The sequence below is a fragment of the Burkholderia sp. 22313 genome (assembly GCF_052045245.1).
Lineage (GTDB): Bacteria > Pseudomonadota > Gammaproteobacteria > Burkholderiales > Burkholderiaceae > Burkholderia.
On record NZ_JBQEON010000011.1, the window covers coordinates 33,280 to 48,696 of the forward strand.

Genomic DNA, 15,417 nt, shown 5'->3' on the forward strand with positions numbered 1-15,417 from the left:
CGTGCGTCAAATTGCGTGCGAGTGGATGAGCGGGTACACAGCAAGTCCGATCAGGGCAGCGGCGATGACGATGACCGGCTCCTGCAGCTTCTTGAAGCGCCACAGGAGAAGGAGGGTCGCGAGCGCGAGCAGAACCGTGGGCCCGTCGATGATCGAGCGCCGCGCGATCACGATCACCGAACCGGTAATCGCTCCGACCGCTGCCGCAGTGATACCGTCGACGAACGCCTTGACGGCGGGCAGCTTGCCGTACTTCTTGAAGTACGGCGCCGGCAGCACCGTGAAGAGATAGCAAGGCAGGAAGGTGCCGAGCGCCGCCGCGCAGGCGCCCGTGAACCCCGCCACCAGATAGCCGATGAAGCCGACCGTGATCACGACGGGCCCGGGCGTAATCATCGCGACGGCCACGGCATCGACGAACTGCTTGTCGTTGAGCCAGTGGTGCTCGGTGACCACGCCGCCGTAAAGGAACGGGACGATTGCGAGCCCGGAGCCGAATACGAAAGCGCCTGCCTTCGCGAAGAACAGGCCGATCTGACCGAGCACGGGCCAGTCGAGGCCACTGAGCACGCCGCTGGCGGCCGGCAACTGGACGGCTAGCGCTGCATTCAGTCCGCCCTTGCGCAACCATTTCGGCGGAGCAACGACGAACCAGTTGATGAGGCCGCCCGCAATGAACAGCCACGCGATCTCCGATTCGGTGACGACCGTCACCGCCGCGAGTGTCAGGTAAATCGCCCACAGGTGCCTGTTTTTGCCGATCGTCTTCGTGGTGAGCTTGTACGCGCTCATCGCGATGATCCCGACGACTGCGGCCCCCACGCCATAGAAGGCCGCCTGCATCCATGACAGCCCGCCAAAGTGGGCGTAGGCCCAGCCAAGGCCCACCACCATCAGGAATGACGGCAGCACGAAGGCGATGCCGGCGAGCGTTGCACCGACAACCCGATAGTGCACGTGGCCCATATAGATGCCGAGCTGTGCCGCGAGCGGCCCCGGCATCATCTGCGCGAGCGCCAGTCCTTCGCGGTAATCGGCCTCGCCGATCCATTTGCGCTGCTCGACGAGATCGCGATGCATATAGCCGACGAGCGCCACCGGTCCGCCGAACCCGAACGTGCCGAGGCGCAGCATGTAGAGAACAAGCTGGCCAAGCGTGTAGCCCGGCGATGTCGCCGTCGTGGCGCTCATGATCGTCCTCCGGCGTCGCGGCTTTTCGTGGCCGACTTAAAGTGCGTATAGAGCGAATCCAGCACCCGTCCCATTTCGTCGAGCAACTGATCGTCATCCGCGGCCCGCTCCCTCGCCCCTGCCATCACGGCTTCAAAGCCGATAGCCTCGGGAACCGGGGCGCCACCCACGTCGAGCGCATGGACCATCTCGCCGAGCCGGAGCAGCGCGGGATCCTTGTCGAGACCGAAGCTGGCGACCAGCACTTCGAACGTCACGCGCTCGCCGACGTGGGTGAACGCGGCGCCGTCGAAGTCGAAACCGAGCGCATCGGCCGGGCAGGCGCCGGGCGATGTGAGCCAGATGAAGCGCGCATCACGATCGATGAAGCGCCAGATCAACCAGGCGCTCGCAACGCGATCGACCCACATGTGTTGCCGCGTGGCCCAGGTGCGCCCCTGATAATCGCCGACGGACAGGCTACGGATGGGCCGTTCGGCCGAATGGGGTTCGCCGGGCGACAGCACGGTGTCAACCAGACCGACGAAGTCCTGCCACGCAGCCTTGGCGCGTGTTGCGGCATCGCCCGGAAAGTAGTCGACCGCGACCGTGGTTTCGTAGTCTTTGCGCAGTTTCCGAACAAGCTTCGTCAGATCGGCCGCCGACTGGCCGGAAACCGTTTTGCGAGCGTCCTTCAGCGCGCGCATGAACTCCGCATGCTCATCACTGCGGTCGAAAAGCGCCCGGAATTCTGCTTCCTGGGCAGCATCGACGCTCGCTGCGCGCAGCAGATGCGCGGCACCTCCGCTTTCGGCGATCGCGCCGGCCAGTTCGCGCAACATCTGCTCGCGCTCGTCCGTATGAGGCAGCAGATAGATGCCGTCGCGCAGCACCGCGCACCCCTTCGCTTTCAGCGCACGCCAGAAGCGCATACGGGCAGTGGCGTTTTCGGTTGGAAGGGTGAGGACAAGCAGCGACCAGGTAGTCATGGTGTTCATGTAGAGTAAACTACACTCGTGTCGCGATTTCTACAAATTCTATTTGTGCATTGTTCGGTACCGGCTGCCGAGAAGCACTTCCGGCGTGACCGCTGCCCGATTTCCGTGCCGGTTCATAGGTTGACGCGTTGCGCCTTGTCAGCCACGCCGCGGGCACCGCTGCACCAGCAATCCCCGCGGTGTCATCAGCCGGCGTGCGGCAGCAATCCCTGCGACGACTGTTCAGTTTCCGCACACAAGATCGCAAACGCCCCCCAATCCACGCGCCCCCCGCGGCTGGGAACAAACCCGGATACCCCCGCTTCGCCGCCCCCGCCTACCCTCGCTCGCATGCCGGTCGACACCCAGGCGCCAAGCAAACACCCGATCCGGCCGATCCGAATTTCCCCAGGAGCGTAAATGGATAGCAACACCCACACCGCACTGTTCGACGCCGACGTCTGGCGCGGCAAGACCTTCTCCGGACACTGGCAAGCGAGCGCGCACGCCGCCGACGTGATCGAACCGGCGACCGGCACCACACTCGGCCGCATCGGCCTCGCCGACGGCGCGGCCATCGCCGCAGCAGCCGCCGCCGCGCATCGCGCGCAGCCCGTCTGGTTCGGCCTGTCGTACGACGAGCGCGCGGCGGTCCTGCGTCGCGCGGCGGCCGTCGCCGAAACGCACTTCGACGCGATCGTCGACTGGCTCGTGCGAGAAAGCGGCTCGACGCGCGCGAAGGCGTCATTCGAAACCTCGGTCACGATCAAGGCCCTGCACGAAGCCGCCGGGCTGCCGTCGCGCGCGGCCGGCGAAGTGCTGCCGTCGGCGGCCGGCCGGCTGTCGCTGGCGCGCCGCCGCCCGCGCGGCGTGGTCGGCGTGATCTCGCCGTTCAACTTCCCGCTGTACCTCGCGATGCGCGCGGTCGCGCCGGCGCTCGCGCTCGGCAACGCGGTCGTGCTGAAGCCCGATCCGCGCACCGCCGTGTGCGGCGGCATCGCGATCGCCCGCGTGTTCGAACTCGCCGGCTTGCCGGCAGGCGTGCTGCACGTGCTGCCCGGCGACGGGGCGGCCGGTGCCGCGCTGGTCGCCGATCCGCATGTCGCGATGATCCAGTTCACCGGCTCCACCGCGGCCGGGCGCAAGGTCGGCGAAGCAGCGGGCCGCCATCTGAAGAAGGTGTCGCTCGAACTCGGCGGCAAGAATTCGCTGATCGTGCTCGACGATGCCGATCTCGACCGCGCGGTCGCGAACACCGCATGGGGCGCGTATCTGCATCAAGGCCAGATCTGCATGGCGACCGGCCGCGTGCTCGTGCAGCGCGCGATTCACGACCGCTTCGTCGCGAAGCTCGTCGAGAAGGCGCAAAGCCTGCGCGTCGGCGACCCGGCACGTGACGACGTCGGCCTCGGCCCGCTGATCAACGCCGCGCAACGCGACCATGCGGCGAGCGTGGTCGACGCGGCGCGGCGCGCCGGCGCACGCGTCGAGACGGGCGGCGGCCATCGCGACCTGTTCTTCGAGCCGACCGTGCTGAGCGGCGTCGCGCCGGGCAATCCGGCATTCGACGAGGAAATCTTCGGGCCGGTCGCGATCGTCGTACCGTTCGATACCGACGAAGACGCGATCGCGCTCGCGAACCGGACCGAATACGGGCTGTCGATGGCGATCCTGTCCGCCGATGTCGGCCGAGCGCTGCGGATCGGCGAGCGGCTGAACACCGGGCTGCTGCACATCAACGACCAGACGGTCAACGACGAAGCGATCAACCCGTTCGGCGGCGTCGGTGCATCGGGCAACGGCTCGAGCATCGGCGGCGCGGCAAACTGGGAAGAATTCACGCAGTGGCAGTGGCTGACGATCAAGGGCGAAGCGCCGCTGTATCCGATTTGACAAGGAGACCGACCATGTACACGGAAAACGATACGCGCGCCGTCACCGCGGCCGTCGTCCGCGCCGCCGGCGCGCCCTTCTCGATCGAGCCGGCCCGGATCCGCGCGCCGCGCGGCGACGAGGTGCTGGTGCGCGTCGTCGCGACGGGCCTGTGCCACACCGACCTGATCGTGCGCGACCAGTACTATCCGGTGCCGCTGCCGGCCGTGCTCGGTCATGAAGGCGCCGGCGTGGTCGAGGCCGTCGGCCCGAACGTGACGACACTCGCCGCCGGCGATCACGTCGTGCTCACCTACGGCGCGTGCGGCCACTGCGCGTCGTGCGTCGGCGGTCACGGCGCATATTGCCGGCAGTTCTTCGCGCTGAACTTCGGCGGTGCCGATGCCGACGGACAGACGGCCATCCGCGACGCCGCCGGCCAGCCGCTGCACGATCATTTCTTCGCGCAGTCGTCGTTCGCAAGCTACGCGCTCGCCCGCGAGAACAACGCGATCAAGGTGCCGAAAGACGCGCCGCTCGAACTGCTCGGCCCGCTCGGCTGCGGCATCCAGACCGGTGCGGGCGCGGTGATCAATTCGCTCGCGGTCCGCACGGGCAGCAGCTTCGCGAGCTTCGGCGCGGGCGCGGTCGGCATGAGCGCCGTGATGGCCGCGCGCATCGCCGGCGCGACGACCATCATCGCCGTCGACATCGTGCCGTCGCGGCTCGCGCTGGCGCTGGCGCTCGGCGCGACGCACGCGATCAACAGCCAGGAAGTCGACGTCGTCGACGCGATCCGCGAGATCACCGGCGGCGGCGTCGACTACGCGCTCGAATCGACCGGGCGGCCGGCCGTGCTGGCGCAAGGGATCGGCGCGCTCGGCTCGCGCGGCACGATGGGCGTGGTCGGCGCGCCGAAGCTCGGCACGAAGGCCGAATTCGACGTGAACAGCCTGCTGCTCGGCGGCCACACGATCCGCGGGATCGTCGAAGGCGACAGCGTGCCGCAGACGTTCATTCCGCAACTCGTGCAGTTGCATCTGCAAGGACGGTTTCCGTTCGACCGGCTGGTGAAGTTCTATCCGCTCGAGCAGATCAACCAGGCGGCGGAAGACAGCAGCAAGGGCATCACGCTCAAACCGATCCTGCGGTTGCCGCACTGAGCGCGGGGGCCCGCCGACGCCAATCGGCGGCACGCAGCGTGCGCCCTTGCGCGCAACGAAAATACCCCGCTTCGGGCACCGGGCTATATTACGCATTCGCGCGACACGCGGGCCGGCATGACCGGCCCGGACGTTCGACCCCACCTGGAGCGCAGCGTGAACACGGCCCCTGAATCCCCTGCACCACCGGTCGACCTCGACCGGCTCCGCGCCCGCTTTGCGGCGGGCGAGCCGCTGCCGGAAACGGCGTTGCCGGCCAGCGTCGCGCGCTCGTGGCTGCGTTCGCGCGACGCCGGGCTGCGGCCCTGGCAAAACGCCCACTATGAAATGCAGCCCGAGCGCGACGAATCGCGCGCGGACCGGCGGCTCTACCGTTGCGTCGCGCAGGAGATCGAGCCGCTGTGGGCCGCGTTCGGCGGCAGCGACTGGACCATCATGTGCGTCAATCCGCGCGGCACGATCGTGCATGCGCGGCGCAGCCCGCAATGCGACGACGCGCTGCTGACGCCGATCGTCGCCGGCCGCCGGATCGTCGAGCCGAACATCGGCACGACCGCGCCGAGCTGCGTGATTCACGACGGCGCCGAGGCCGTCGTCGCGGGCGCGCAGCACTATCTCGACGCGTTGTCGCGGGTATTCTGCCTGGCGGTGCCGCTGGTCGGCTTCGACGGCGAAGTGATCGGCGCGCTCGACATTACCGGCATCGGCCGGCGCAACGTCGTGCAGCTGCGCGAGCAGTTCCGGCACGCGGCGCTGTCCGCCGAGCAGCGGCTGTATGCGATGTTGCGCGACTGCCATCTGCTGCAGGTCCAGCACGATCCGCGCTGGCTCGGCACGCCGCTCGCCGGCGTCATTGCGCTCGACGGCGCGGGCCGCGTGCGCGCGGTGAGCCGGCTTGCACGGCGGATGCTCGATCTCGCGCTCGAAGGGCCGGTCGCGCCGCACGACCTCCGGCGACTGTTTCCCGGCGCGACGCCCGCCCAACAGCGTCGTTTGCTGACACCGTCGCGCACGCCCCAGCGGATCGCGCGCGACGATGGTAGCCACGTCTGGGTGCGCACCGTGCGCGCGCCGCTCGATCGGGCGACGATGGCGCGCCACGCCGATGTGCTCGAAGACGCCGCCGATGCGTGCACGGCGGCGCCGGCCGCCAGTTCGCATCCGCAGGCCAGCCTGCACGAACAGTCGCTCGAAGCGATCCGCCGCGCGCTCGACGAACACGACGGCAACGTGTCGGCGGCCGCGCGGCAACTCGGCATTTCACGCACGACGCTGTACGCGAAGCTCAGGCGGCTCGATGCCGCGGGGATCGGGATCGGCAGGCCGCATTGACGCGGTGAGCGGTGCGCTACGTGCTCCGCGCGGCGATCGACATGACACGACGGCGGCCACGCCATCGCCCTGCCCGAGTCCTTGCGAACCCGATCGCCGCCCCCGCTCAGAAAGCGTAATTGACCGACACCAGCGTGACGAGCGGATCCAGCGTGATCTTCGCGACGCTCTTGACCACGGCACCGTTCGGCAGCCGGGTGCTCAGATTGGCCTTCGTCCCGAACGGCAGGTAGGACACGGAAAGCCCGGCCGACCAGTGCTTGTCGAACTGGTAATTCAACCCGGCATTGAACACCGGCGACCATGCGCTGTCGACGTCCGCGCTGGTCGACAGGCCCGTCGTCGCGCCGCGCGTCAATTGCGCGCTCAACGCCTGCTGGAACGCGGGGCCGACATGCGCATTCGTAAACCAGATATAGCTGACGCCGATGCCGAGATAGGGTCTCCATCGGGCATCCGCGCGGCCGAAATAGTATTTCAGCAGCAACGCCGGGCTCCACTGGCGGACGTCCCCGAGCGGATTGATCGCCGCGGAAGACAGCACGCCGGTGCCCGAGAACTTGAATGTCGGCGGAATGCCGGCGACCGTCTCCACCGCGATGTTGTCGGTCAGGAAGTGCGTGAAGGTGATGCCGAGCGTGTCGGCGTTATCGACGCTCGCGCCCGTGTCGGGCACGGCATGTCCGCCGATTTCGAGCGGATCGCTCGAGGTTTGCGGGGCGATTCTCAACCAGCCCATTCCGACCACGTTGTTTCCCGCGGACTGCGCGTGCGCTGCGGCGCTCGCGACCAGCATGGCGGCAGCCGCCGCCAGTTTCATCGACTTCATCAGACGGTATCTCCCTGTTTATTTTCCCGACACGAGCGCGCAGGTCGGCCGTGGCGTGCCGCCACTATGGCCGGCGGCCGGGGCTTTGGAAATGTTTGAAACGGACGCGAAAATTGTCCGGGTTCGCTACCACACGGAACCCGCGGATTGACGTAACGTGGTCACTGCGGCCCCAGCCCACGGCGCATCGATGCAACGGATGCCCCGCTTCCGGGCCGCGACGAGAACCGACGACCCGATTCAGAAATGAGCAGCAGCACCATGCGATTGAACCCGACGCAAGCCGGCCCTGGCGCCGGCCTGCCGTCGTTGCCGGTCGATCTGGCGACCCTGTCCGAAAAGCGCGCGTCCCCGTCGAAGCTCGCGGCGCTGCTGGAAGTCGCAGCGCATCTGGAACTTGAAACGTCCACGGTGCTCGCCGGAACCGATCTCGGCCCGAACGACGTATCGAACCCGTTCACGCTGACGTCGGCGCAACAATTCCTGACGGCCGTGCGCAACGCGCTCCGGCACTATCCGGGCGCCGATCTGGGCCTGCGGGTCGGCAGGTTGCTGCATGCGTCGAGCTACGGGATGTACGGGTACGCGACGCTCTGCGCCGAAACGCTGGAGCAGGCGTTCGATGCGGCGGTCCGGTTCCACCGGCTCGCGAACGGCTTGCTCGGCATTCGCTGGGTCATGGAAGACGATCTGGCGTCCTGGTGTTTTCCCGCCCGGGAAGACGTCGCGCTGCCCGAGCTCGACGCACGGTTGTATGGCTTCCTGCTCGACATGCAGTTCGTGCTCCACGCGACCTTCGTCAAGGACGCGATGGGACCATGGTGCGTGCCGGTCCGCGCACGCTTTGCCTGCGGGCAACCGGCCCATGCGGCGCAGCTGGTCGAAGCGCTCGATTGCCCGGTCGAATTCGATCAGGATTGCCATGCATTGAGCTTTCCGGCCGCATGGCTGTCGCGCGCGCCCCGGCTTGCCCACCCGATCACGGCGGCCCAGGTCTCGCGGCACTGCGCGCAGCTGCTCGACGAGCGCCGGGATCGCTCCGGCGTCACGCTGCGCGTCTACGACGAACTGACGCGCAGCCCCGGCAAATTTCCGGACATCGACGCGATCGCCGGGACGCTGCACATGACGTCAAGGACGTTGCGCCGCAAGCTCGACGCCGCGGGCACGTCTTACAACGCACTGCTGACGGGCGTGCGCCGGGCGCTGGCGATCGACTATCTCGGCACGACCGCGTTGCGCACCGAAGACATCGCGCTGGTATTGGGATTCAGCGATGCCGCGAGTTTCCGGCATGCGTTCAAGCGCTGGACCGGCATGACGCCGAACGAGGTGCGCGGCAACGCGGATCCGGCGCCGCGATCGTCGAGCATGGCCGGTTGACGCTGCCGTTGCGGCGTGCGCGTCGAGTGTCGGCGCGACGGTGAAGCGGCGCGTGAAGCGGCGCGCTACGCCACCGCCCGCCGCTCATGCAGCCGCAACGCGGCCCATGCGATTCCCGCCGAGAAGATCCCGACCACGCCGCCGAACGTGCCGATCCACGGCAGCCCGTAATCCCCGGCGATATGGTTGCCGAGCAGCGCGCCGGCGCCGATGCCGACGTTGTACAGCCCGGAGAAGATCGACACCGCGAGATCCGTCGCGTCGGGCGCGAGCTTGAGCACCCACGCCTGCATCGCGAGACCGAAGCAGACGATCGCGCCGCCCCACACCAGCGTATGAACCGACAGCGCGACGATGTTGAGCGCGCTCGGGAACAGGATCAGCAGGCACGCCGACAGCGCGACGATCGACGCGAGCAGGAAATCGGCCGGCCGCTCCGGGAACACGCGGTTGAAGCAGAGCGCGGCGGGCATGCCGGCGACGCCGAACAGGATCAGCACGTAGGTAATCCGGCTGCTGCTCGCATGATTGACGCTCTGCACGAACGGCTCGATGTAGGTGTACGACGTGAAGTGCGCGGAGATCACCAGCACGGTGATCGCGTACAGCGACACCAGCGCCGGCTTGCGCAGGAACGTGCCGATACTGGCCAGGGACCCCGCGCCCTGGCTCGGCAGCATCGGCAGCGTCATGCGCAGCAGCAGCAACGCGACGGCGGCCGCGCCGCCGATCACGAGGAACGTGGTGCGCCAGCCGAGCGCCTCGCCGATCACGCGTCCGAGCGGAATGCCGGCGACCATCGCGATCGCCGTGCCCATCGCGAGCAGGCTCAGCGCGCGGCTTTTGCGGTCGCTCGGCGCAAGCCGCACGGCCAACGGCACGGAAATCGACCAGAACACCGCATGCGCGCACGCGATGCCGAGCCGGCCGATCATCAGCACCGTGAAATTCCACGCGATGCCGGTCACGACATGGCTGCCGATGAACACCAGCAGCGCGACGCTCAGCAGCTTGCGGCGCTCGACGTGCCGCGTGACGAAGGTCAGCGGCAGCGACACGACGGCCACGGCCCACGCGTAGATCGTCAGCATCAGGCCGACGGCGGTCGGCTGCATTTGCAGGCTGTCGCCGATCGCGCTCAGCAGCGCGACGGGCACGAATTCGGTGGTATTGAAGATGAAGGCAGTGAGTGCCAGGGCCAGAACGCCCCACCACGACTGTTCGGAACTGACGGCGTCCGGGGTTGCCATACGGGAAGTCGACGAAGGTTGGCGGCGCGGGCAGCCGGCCCGACGCATCGGCGCGATTGTACCAGCGGTGTTTGACACGCCGCTGCCGGTCGCCGCGCGCGGACATGGCGATGACACGGCCAAGCGCCGATAATGTGACGCCTCGGGTTTTGCGGACGATACGCCCGATTCCAGTCGGGCCGGGAGAATAACATGCGCATTGAAACGTCATTTCTGTTCGATCTCGACGGCACGCTCGTCGACAGCGTGTATCAGCACGTGCTGGCGTGGAAAGAAGCGCTCGACGCCGAAGGCATCGAGCTGTCGGTGTGGCGCATCCACCGCAAGATCGGGATGAGCGGCGGCCTGTTCCTGAACCAGCTGCTGCGCGAGACGGCCGGCGACATCGACGCCGAACGCGTCGAACGGCTCGCGCGGCTGCATGCGGCCGCGTACCAGCGGCTGCGCGCGCAGGTCCGGCCGCTGCCGGGCGCACGCGAGCTGCTCGCCGCGCTGACGAACGCCGGCATTCGCTGGGCGATCGCGACCAGCGGGCGGATGGAAACCGCGGCGATCAATCTGGAAGCGCTCGGCGTCGATCCGGCGAAGAACGTGGTCGTCACGCGCGACCAGGTGAAGTATGCGAAGCCGGACCCCGACCTGTTCCTGACCGCGGCGGCGCAGCTGAACGTGCCGATCGAACATACGGTGGTGGTCGGCGACAGCATCTGGGACATGCTCGCCGCGAGCCGCTGCCGTGCGCTCGGCGTCGGGCTGCTGTCGGGCGGCTACGGCAGCGACGAGCTGGAACGCGCGGGGGCGCTGCGCGTGTATGACGATCCGGCGGATCTGCTGTGGCATCTCGATGAGATCGCGGCGCGACCGTAAGGTCTGAACCGTCGGCCTGACCCGCATCGTCCGCGCGGCGCCGGCCTCGGGTCACGACATGGCGCCACCGTGCGCAAGCGCCGCCGCATCAATCGTCGTCCACGCGCTTGTCGACCAGATAGCGCCCGCGCTCCACCCCCGCGCGCAGCGCTTCGTCCTCGCTCACCCATTCGGGATGGGTCGATTCCGGTACGAGGAGCTCGATGCGTGCGCCATCGACATACACCTGCACCTCATCGGCCCATGCGCCACGCTCGTTGCGCCGCGCCCATACGCGAATCTCGTGGCCGCGATACGGGTCGCGAACCTGTGCATCCGGTTGATGTTGCATCCTGACCCCCTGTGCTTATCTGCGATGGCGATGCAAAAAATGCGCGCCGCATGATCGCCGCGCGCGCCGTCGGCCCCGCGCGCACGCGCCGTGCCCGGTAGCGGCCCGCCCGGCACGCACCTTGCGTCCCTTTTACGCATCGAACCGCTCCGGTACGTCAGATAAAAGGGAGGCCACGATGATCGGCCATATCGAACTCCTCGGACGCCTGCTGCTCGCCGCGCTGCTCGGCAGCGTGATCGGGCTCGAACGCGAACGGCTCAACTGGGCCGCCGGCTTGCGCACGCACATGCTGGTATGCGTCGGCTCGGCCCTCGTGATGCTCGTGTCCACGTTCGGCTTCGAAGACGTCCACGGGCAGAGCGGCGTCGTGCTCGATCCGTCACGCGTCGCCGCGCAGGTGGTCTCCGGCATCGGGTTTCTCGGCGCCGGCTCGATCCTGCTGCGCGGCGAAGTCGTGCGCGGGCTGACGACGGCCGCGAGCCTGTGGGCAGTGGCCGGCGTGGGCCTTGCAGTCGGCGGCGGCATGTACGTCGCATCGCTCGGCGCGACGGCGATCGTGCTCGCGATCCTTGCGGGCGTGAAGCCGCTCGAGCGCCGCTTCATCGCGCAACGGCAGCAGCGCACGCTGCGGCTGGTGGTCGAGCGCGGCGGCCTGACGCTCGGCACGCTGCACGACACGCTCGGCACCGGCCGCGTGCGCGTGAAACGGTTCATCGTCCAGCAGTCGGACGACGATCCGGACACCGACGATATCTCGGTGTCGTTCTCGCGCACGAGCGGCGCGGAATTTGTGGCGATCTGCGAAGCGCTGCAAAGCATCGCCGGTGTGCGGACCTGTTGTCCCGACACCTCGTCAAGGAGCTTCGCGTGACCCAGACCGACCTGCTCTCCTATCTCGTGACGAGCCAGCTGGCCGCGCGCATGCGCGGCGGCGCATGGCTCACGACCAGCCAGGCCGTCGGCGCGCTGCGCGCGTGGCTCGCGTGCCATCACGCCGAATGCGGCTGGCTCGAGCGGATCAGGATCGCGCACGCGTCCGCGACGATTGCGCAAGGCATCTACGAGATCGCGCGCGCGTATGGCGATCCGGACAGCGGCGAACGCGTCCGGATCGACGCGGATTCGCCGGAACTGCAGGCGCTGCGCGCGCGTTGCGACGTGCTGCTGCAACGCATCGACGGCGACCGGGACGGCGACGCCCGATGATCGTGCCGGACCGCATGACGCGCGACGCCCGTGCGACGGCAGGCCCCGGCGGCGCGGCAGCCGCGCCGTCGCACCCGGACGAACCGGCGCGCCACGGGCTGCTCGAACGCGGCCGCAATTGCGACACGATCCGGCACGCGGACCGCTTCGCGATGCTGGTGGACGGCGACGCGTATTTCGCGACGCTGCGCGCGGCATTGCGCCGGGCACGCCATACGGTGTTCATCGTCGGCTGGGACGTCGACAGCCGGATGCACCTGTCGCCCACCGGCGCCGACGACGGCCTGCCCGACACGCTCGCCGCGTTCCTGCACGCACTCGCGGCCGCGCGGCACAACCTGCGCATCTACGTGCTCGCGTGGGACTTCGCGATGATCTACGCGCTGGAGCGCGACTGGCCGCCGGTCTATCGCGCCGCCTGGCGTGCGCATCGCGGCATCCGGTTCCGGCTCGACGACACGCATCCGCGCGGCGCGTCGCATCATCAGAAGCTCCTCGCGATCGACGACCGGCTCGCGTTCGTCGGCGGGCTCGACCTGACGAGCGCGCGCTGGGACACGCCCGCGCATGCGGCCGACGATCCGCGCCGCCGCGACGCGCACGGCATGCCGTACGGGCCGTTTCACGACGTGCAGGCGATGTTCGACGGCGACGCGGCCGCCGCGATCGGCGAGCAGGCGCGGATGCGCTGGTTCAATGCATGCGGGCGTCCGATCGCGATCCGCGCGCAGCGGCATCTCGATCGCGACGAAGACGTCGATCCGTGGCCGCCCGACGCGCGGGTCGACGTGCGCGACGTGCGGCTCGGCATCGCGTATACGGCGCCGCGTCACCACGATCACGAGCCGGTGCGACAGGTGCGCGCGCTGGTCGAGGACACGCTCCGCGCCGCGCGCCGGCACCTGTACATCGAGAACCAGTATTTCACCGCGGCGGTGGTGCGCGAGACGCTGTCCGCGCGACTGGCCGATCCGGCCGGGCCGGACGTGACGGTCGTCGCACCGCGCGTGCAGAGCGGCTGGCTGCAGGAAGCGACGATGGGCGTGCTGCGCGCGCGGCTGCACGGCACGCTCCAGTCGGCCGACCGCTTCGATCGCTACCGGCTGCTGTATCCGCATGTCGACGGCCTCGGCGACGCGTGCGTCAACGTGCACAGCAAGGTCGCGATCGTCGACGACGAATGCGTCGTGATCGGCAGCGCGAACCTGAACAACCGCTCGATGGTGCTCGACACCGAATGCTGCATCGCGCTCGTCGCGGCCGGCGCACCGCGCATCCGCGCGGCGATCGCCGGCCTGCGCGATCGGCTGCTGGCCGAACATCTCGGCACGACGCCGGCCGTGGTCGCCGCGGCGTTGGCCCATGACGAACGGCCGAACGCCACGCTGGACCGGCTGCGCGACAAGCCCGGCCGCACGTTGCGCACGCTGGATCCGGCCGTCACGCCGCAGCTCGACGCACTGGTGCCGGTCAGCGCGCGGCTCGACCCCGAGCAGCCGATCGAGCCGGACCGCTTCGTGCGCGAATTCGTGCCGCGGGAACAGCACCGCCCGTTGACCGCGCGCTTCTTCATGCTCGGCGCGGCCGTGCTGCTGGTCGCGGCGCTTGCGCTCGCGTGGCGCTTCTCGCCGCTCGGCAAGGCACTGAACGTCGCGTCGCTCGCACAGGCGGCCGCACACGCCGCGCACATGCCGGCCGCGCCCGCTTTGCTGCTGGCCGGCTACGTGGTCGCGGCGACGCTGGCGGTGCCGATCACGCTGCTGATCACGGTGACCGGGCTCGTGTTCGGCGCGTGGCCGGGCTTCGCGTACGCGGCGCTCGGCACGATGGCGGCCGCCGCCGCGACCTACGGAATCGGGCGCTGGCTCGGGCGCGACGCGGTGCGCCGGCTCGCCGGCGCGCGCGCGAACCGGCTCAGCGAACACCTCGGCCGGCGCGGCGTGGTTGCGATGGCGGTGCTGCGGCTGCTGCCGATCGCGCCGTTTACGATCGTGAACCTGGTCGCCGGCGCATCGCACATCGGCCTGCGCGATTTCCTGGTCGGCACCGCGATCGGGATGCTGCCCGGCATCGTGCTGACGGTCACATTCGCGCACCAGCTGTCCGCCGCGTTCAGCCATCCGGGGCCCGGCGCGTTCGCGTGGCTCGCGGCGATCGGCATCGCGCTGGTCGGCGTGTCGGTGCTGCTCGTCAGGGTGCTGCGCCGATGGCGCTGAGCCGGCAGCCGGCCCCGCCGCCGGACATCGTCACGTCGGCCGCCCCGCCCGCCGCCGCGCGGGGCGGCCGCGACCTGCGGATCGCGACGTACAACATCCACGGCGGCTACGGTGCGTGGCCGGCGCGCGCGGCCGACCGCATCGCGGCGGTGATCCACGAACTCGACGCGGACGTGATCGCGCTGCAGGAAGTGCCGCTCGGCGGCACGCGCGCGCCGGACGTGCTCGCGCACCTGCGCGACGCGACCGGGATGCACGCGGTGGCCGGCCCGACCATCGACACGCCGGAACGCCGCTACGGCAACGCGGTGCTGTCGCGCTGCCCGATCCGCGCGGCGCGCACGCTCGACCTGTCGTTCCACCCGCGCGAGCCGCGCGGCGCGCTCGACGCGGACATCGACTGCGGCGCGGGCCCGATCCGCGTGGTCGCCACCCATCTCGGGCTGTCGGCGAACGAGCGCGGCGCGCAAGTGCGGCGGCTCCTCGCCGCGTTCGACACGGGCGCGATGCCGGTGATCCTGATGGGCGACATCAACGAATGGTTCGTGCGCGGCCGCGCGCTGCAGGCGCTGGTCACGCACTTCCGCCGCGCGCCGGCGCCGCCCACGTTCCCGACGCTGTGCCCCGTGTTCTCGCTCGACCGGATCTGGATCCATCCGGGCGAACTGCTGATCGACGTGGCGGTGCATCGCAGCATGCTGGCCCGGCACGCGTCGGACCACTATCCGCTCGTGGCGCGGATGCGCCCGACGGCCGCATCGGGCGCATCGGGCACGCCGCTTGCGCAGTGAGCGCCCCGCTTGCCGCTGACGAAACCG

At 69.2% G+C, this 15,417-nt stretch carries 14 protein-coding genes; 9 read left to right on the forward strand and 5 right to left on the reverse strand.

The genetic code is table 11. The features are described from left to right. Window positions 1-6: 6 nt before the first annotated feature. Both ACTJKF_RS11405 and ACTJKF_RS11410 read right to left on the reverse strand, forming a co-directional pair. A complete protein-coding gene (locus tag ACTJKF_RS11405) occupies window positions 7-1,191 on the reverse strand; it encodes a chromate transporter (RefSeq protein ID WP_440623643.1) in 1,185 nt (394 codons plus the stop codon). Beyond that, window positions 1,188-2,168 (reverse strand): chromate resistance protein ChrB domain-containing protein, encoded by a 981-nt coding sequence (locus ACTJKF_RS11410; protein ID WP_440623644.1) that lies wholly within the window; start codon window positions 2,166-2,168, stop codon window positions 1,188-1,190. Before ACTJKF_RS11410 ends, ACTJKF_RS11405 begins: the two co-directional genes overlap by 4 nt. Window positions 2,169-2,567: 399 nt before the next feature. On the opposite strand from ACTJKF_RS11410, the gene ACTJKF_RS11415 reads away from it, so the two are divergent. The 3 genes from ACTJKF_RS11415 (at window position 2,568) to ACTJKF_RS11425 (ending at window position 6,514) form a co-directional block, all read left to right on the forward strand. After that, window positions 2,568-4,040 (forward strand): benzaldehyde dehydrogenase, encoded by a 1,473-nt coding sequence (locus tag ACTJKF_RS11415; RefSeq protein ID WP_440623645.1) that lies wholly within the window; start codon window positions 2,568-2,570, stop codon window positions 4,038-4,040. Between the two features lie 14 nt (window positions 4,041-4,054). Beyond that, entirely contained in the window at window positions 4,055-5,182 is a 1,128-nt protein-coding gene (locus tag ACTJKF_RS11420) for an NAD(P)-dependent alcohol dehydrogenase (protein ID WP_440623646.1), read from the forward strand. Between the two features lie 156 nt (window positions 5,183-5,338). Beyond that, complete coding sequence (locus tag ACTJKF_RS11425; RefSeq protein WP_440623647.1) at window positions 5,339-6,514, forward strand: helix-turn-helix domain-containing protein; 1,176 nt, start codon at window positions 5,339-5,341, stop codon at window positions 6,512-6,514. A gap of 106 nt (window positions 6,515-6,620) precedes the next feature. On the opposite strand, the gene ACTJKF_RS11430 is transcribed toward ACTJKF_RS11425, so the two are convergent. Next, a complete protein-coding gene (locus tag ACTJKF_RS11430) occupies window positions 6,621-7,343 on the reverse strand; it encodes an OmpW/AlkL family protein (RefSeq protein ID WP_440623648.1) in 723 nt (240 codons plus the stop codon). 246 nt (window positions 7,344-7,589) lie between these two features. Between ACTJKF_RS11430 and ACTJKF_RS11435 the strand changes: the two genes are divergently transcribed. Beyond that, a complete protein-coding gene (locus tag ACTJKF_RS11435; RefSeq protein ID WP_440623649.1) occupies window positions 7,590-8,726 on the forward strand; it encodes an AraC family transcriptional regulator in 1,137 nt (378 codons plus the stop codon). Between the two features lie 65 nt (window positions 8,727-8,791). On the opposite strand, the gene ACTJKF_RS11440 is transcribed toward ACTJKF_RS11435, so the two are convergent. Further along, window positions 8,792-9,976: a sugar transporter gene (locus ACTJKF_RS11440; protein ID WP_440623650.1), complete on the reverse strand. Its 1,185-nt coding sequence runs from the start codon at window positions 9,974-9,976 to the stop codon at window positions 8,792-8,794. 192 nt (window positions 9,977-10,168) lie between these two features. Here ACTJKF_RS11440 and ACTJKF_RS11445 point away from each other — a divergent pair, with 192 nt between their 5' ends. Further along, window positions 10,169-10,843, forward strand: a complete 675-nt coding sequence (locus ACTJKF_RS11445; RefSeq protein ID WP_440623651.1) for an HAD family hydrolase — start codon at window positions 10,169-10,171, stop codon at window positions 10,841-10,843. A gap of 88 nt (window positions 10,844-10,931) precedes the next feature. On the opposite strand, the gene ACTJKF_RS11450 is transcribed toward ACTJKF_RS11445, so the two are convergent. Beyond that, complete coding sequence (locus tag ACTJKF_RS11450) at window positions 10,932-11,174, reverse strand: DUF6566 family protein (protein WP_440623652.1); 243 nt, start codon at window positions 11,172-11,174, stop codon at window positions 10,932-10,934. A 178-nt stretch (window positions 11,175-11,352) separates the two neighbouring features. Between ACTJKF_RS11450 and ACTJKF_RS11455 the strand changes: the two genes are divergently transcribed. From ACTJKF_RS11455 to ACTJKF_RS11470, 4 genes are read left to right on the forward strand one after another with little or no spacing between them, the layout of a single operon-like run. Beyond that, the gene (locus tag ACTJKF_RS11455; RefSeq protein ID WP_440623653.1) at window positions 11,353-12,048 is read left to right on the forward strand and encodes an MgtC/SapB family protein; all 696 of its coding nucleotides are present in this window, start codon (window positions 11,353-11,355) and stop codon (window positions 12,046-12,048) included. Then, entirely contained in the window at window positions 12,045-12,383 is a 339-nt protein-coding gene (locus tag ACTJKF_RS11460; protein WP_440623654.1) for a hypothetical protein, read from the forward strand. The genes ACTJKF_RS11455 and ACTJKF_RS11460 overlap by 4 nt, the downstream gene beginning before the upstream one ends. Further along, window positions 12,380-14,599, forward strand: coding sequence for a VTT domain-containing protein (locus tag ACTJKF_RS11465; RefSeq protein ID WP_440623655.1), 2,220 nt, complete (start codon window positions 12,380-12,382; stop codon window positions 14,597-14,599). Before ACTJKF_RS11460 ends, ACTJKF_RS11465 begins: the two co-directional genes overlap by 4 nt. Next, window positions 14,590-15,390, forward strand: coding sequence for an endonuclease/exonuclease/phosphatase family protein (locus tag ACTJKF_RS11470; protein WP_440623656.1), 801 nt, complete (start codon window positions 14,590-14,592; stop codon window positions 15,388-15,390). The genes ACTJKF_RS11465 and ACTJKF_RS11470 overlap by 10 nt, the downstream gene beginning before the upstream one ends. Window positions 15,391-15,417 lie beyond the last annotated feature (27 nt).

Excerpts from the sequence above, each read along its gene's own strand:
- ACTJKF_RS11465 (WP_440623655.1), top strand. The coding sequence starts at position 12,380 with ATGATCGTGCCGGACCGCATGACGCGCGACGCCCGTGCGACGGCAGGC.
- ACTJKF_RS11445 (WP_440623651.1), top strand. The coding sequence starts at position 10,169 with ATGCGCATTGAAACGTCATTTCTGTTCGATCTCGACGGCACGCTCGTC.
- ACTJKF_RS11470 (WP_440623656.1), top strand. The coding sequence starts at position 14,590 with ATGGCGCTGAGCCGGCAGCCGGCCCCGCCGCCGGACATCGTCACGTCG.
- ACTJKF_RS11440 (WP_440623650.1), bottom strand. The coding sequence starts at position 9,976 with ATGGCAACCCCGGACGCCGTCAGTTCCGAACAGTCGTGGTGGGGCGTT.
- ACTJKF_RS11420 (WP_440623646.1), top strand. The coding sequence starts at position 4,055 with ATGTACACGGAAAACGATACGCGCGCCGTCACCGCGGCCGTCGTCCGC.
- ACTJKF_RS11415 (WP_440623645.1), top strand. The coding sequence starts at position 2,568 with ATGGATAGCAACACCCACACCGCACTGTTCGACGCCGACGTCTGGCGC.
- ACTJKF_RS11450 (WP_440623652.1), bottom strand. The coding sequence starts at position 11,174 with ATGCAACATCAACCGGATGCACAGGTTCGCGACCCGTATCGCGGCCAC.
- ACTJKF_RS11410 (WP_440623644.1), bottom strand. The coding sequence starts at position 2,168 with ATGAACACCATGACTACCTGGTCGCTGCTTGTCCTCACCCTTCCAACC.
- ACTJKF_RS11455 (WP_440623653.1), top strand. The coding sequence starts at position 11,353 with ATGATCGGCCATATCGAACTCCTCGGACGCCTGCTGCTCGCCGCGCTG.
- ACTJKF_RS11405 (WP_440623643.1), bottom strand. The coding sequence starts at position 1,191 with ATGAGCGCCACGACGGCGACATCGCCGGGCTACACGCTTGGCCAGCTT.
- ACTJKF_RS11430 (WP_440623648.1), bottom strand. The coding sequence starts at position 7,343 with ATGAAGTCGATGAAACTGGCGGCGGCTGCCGCCATGCTGGTCGCGAGC.
- ACTJKF_RS11435 (WP_440623649.1), top strand. The coding sequence starts at position 7,590 with ATGAGCAGCAGCACCATGCGATTGAACCCGACGCAAGCCGGCCCTGGC.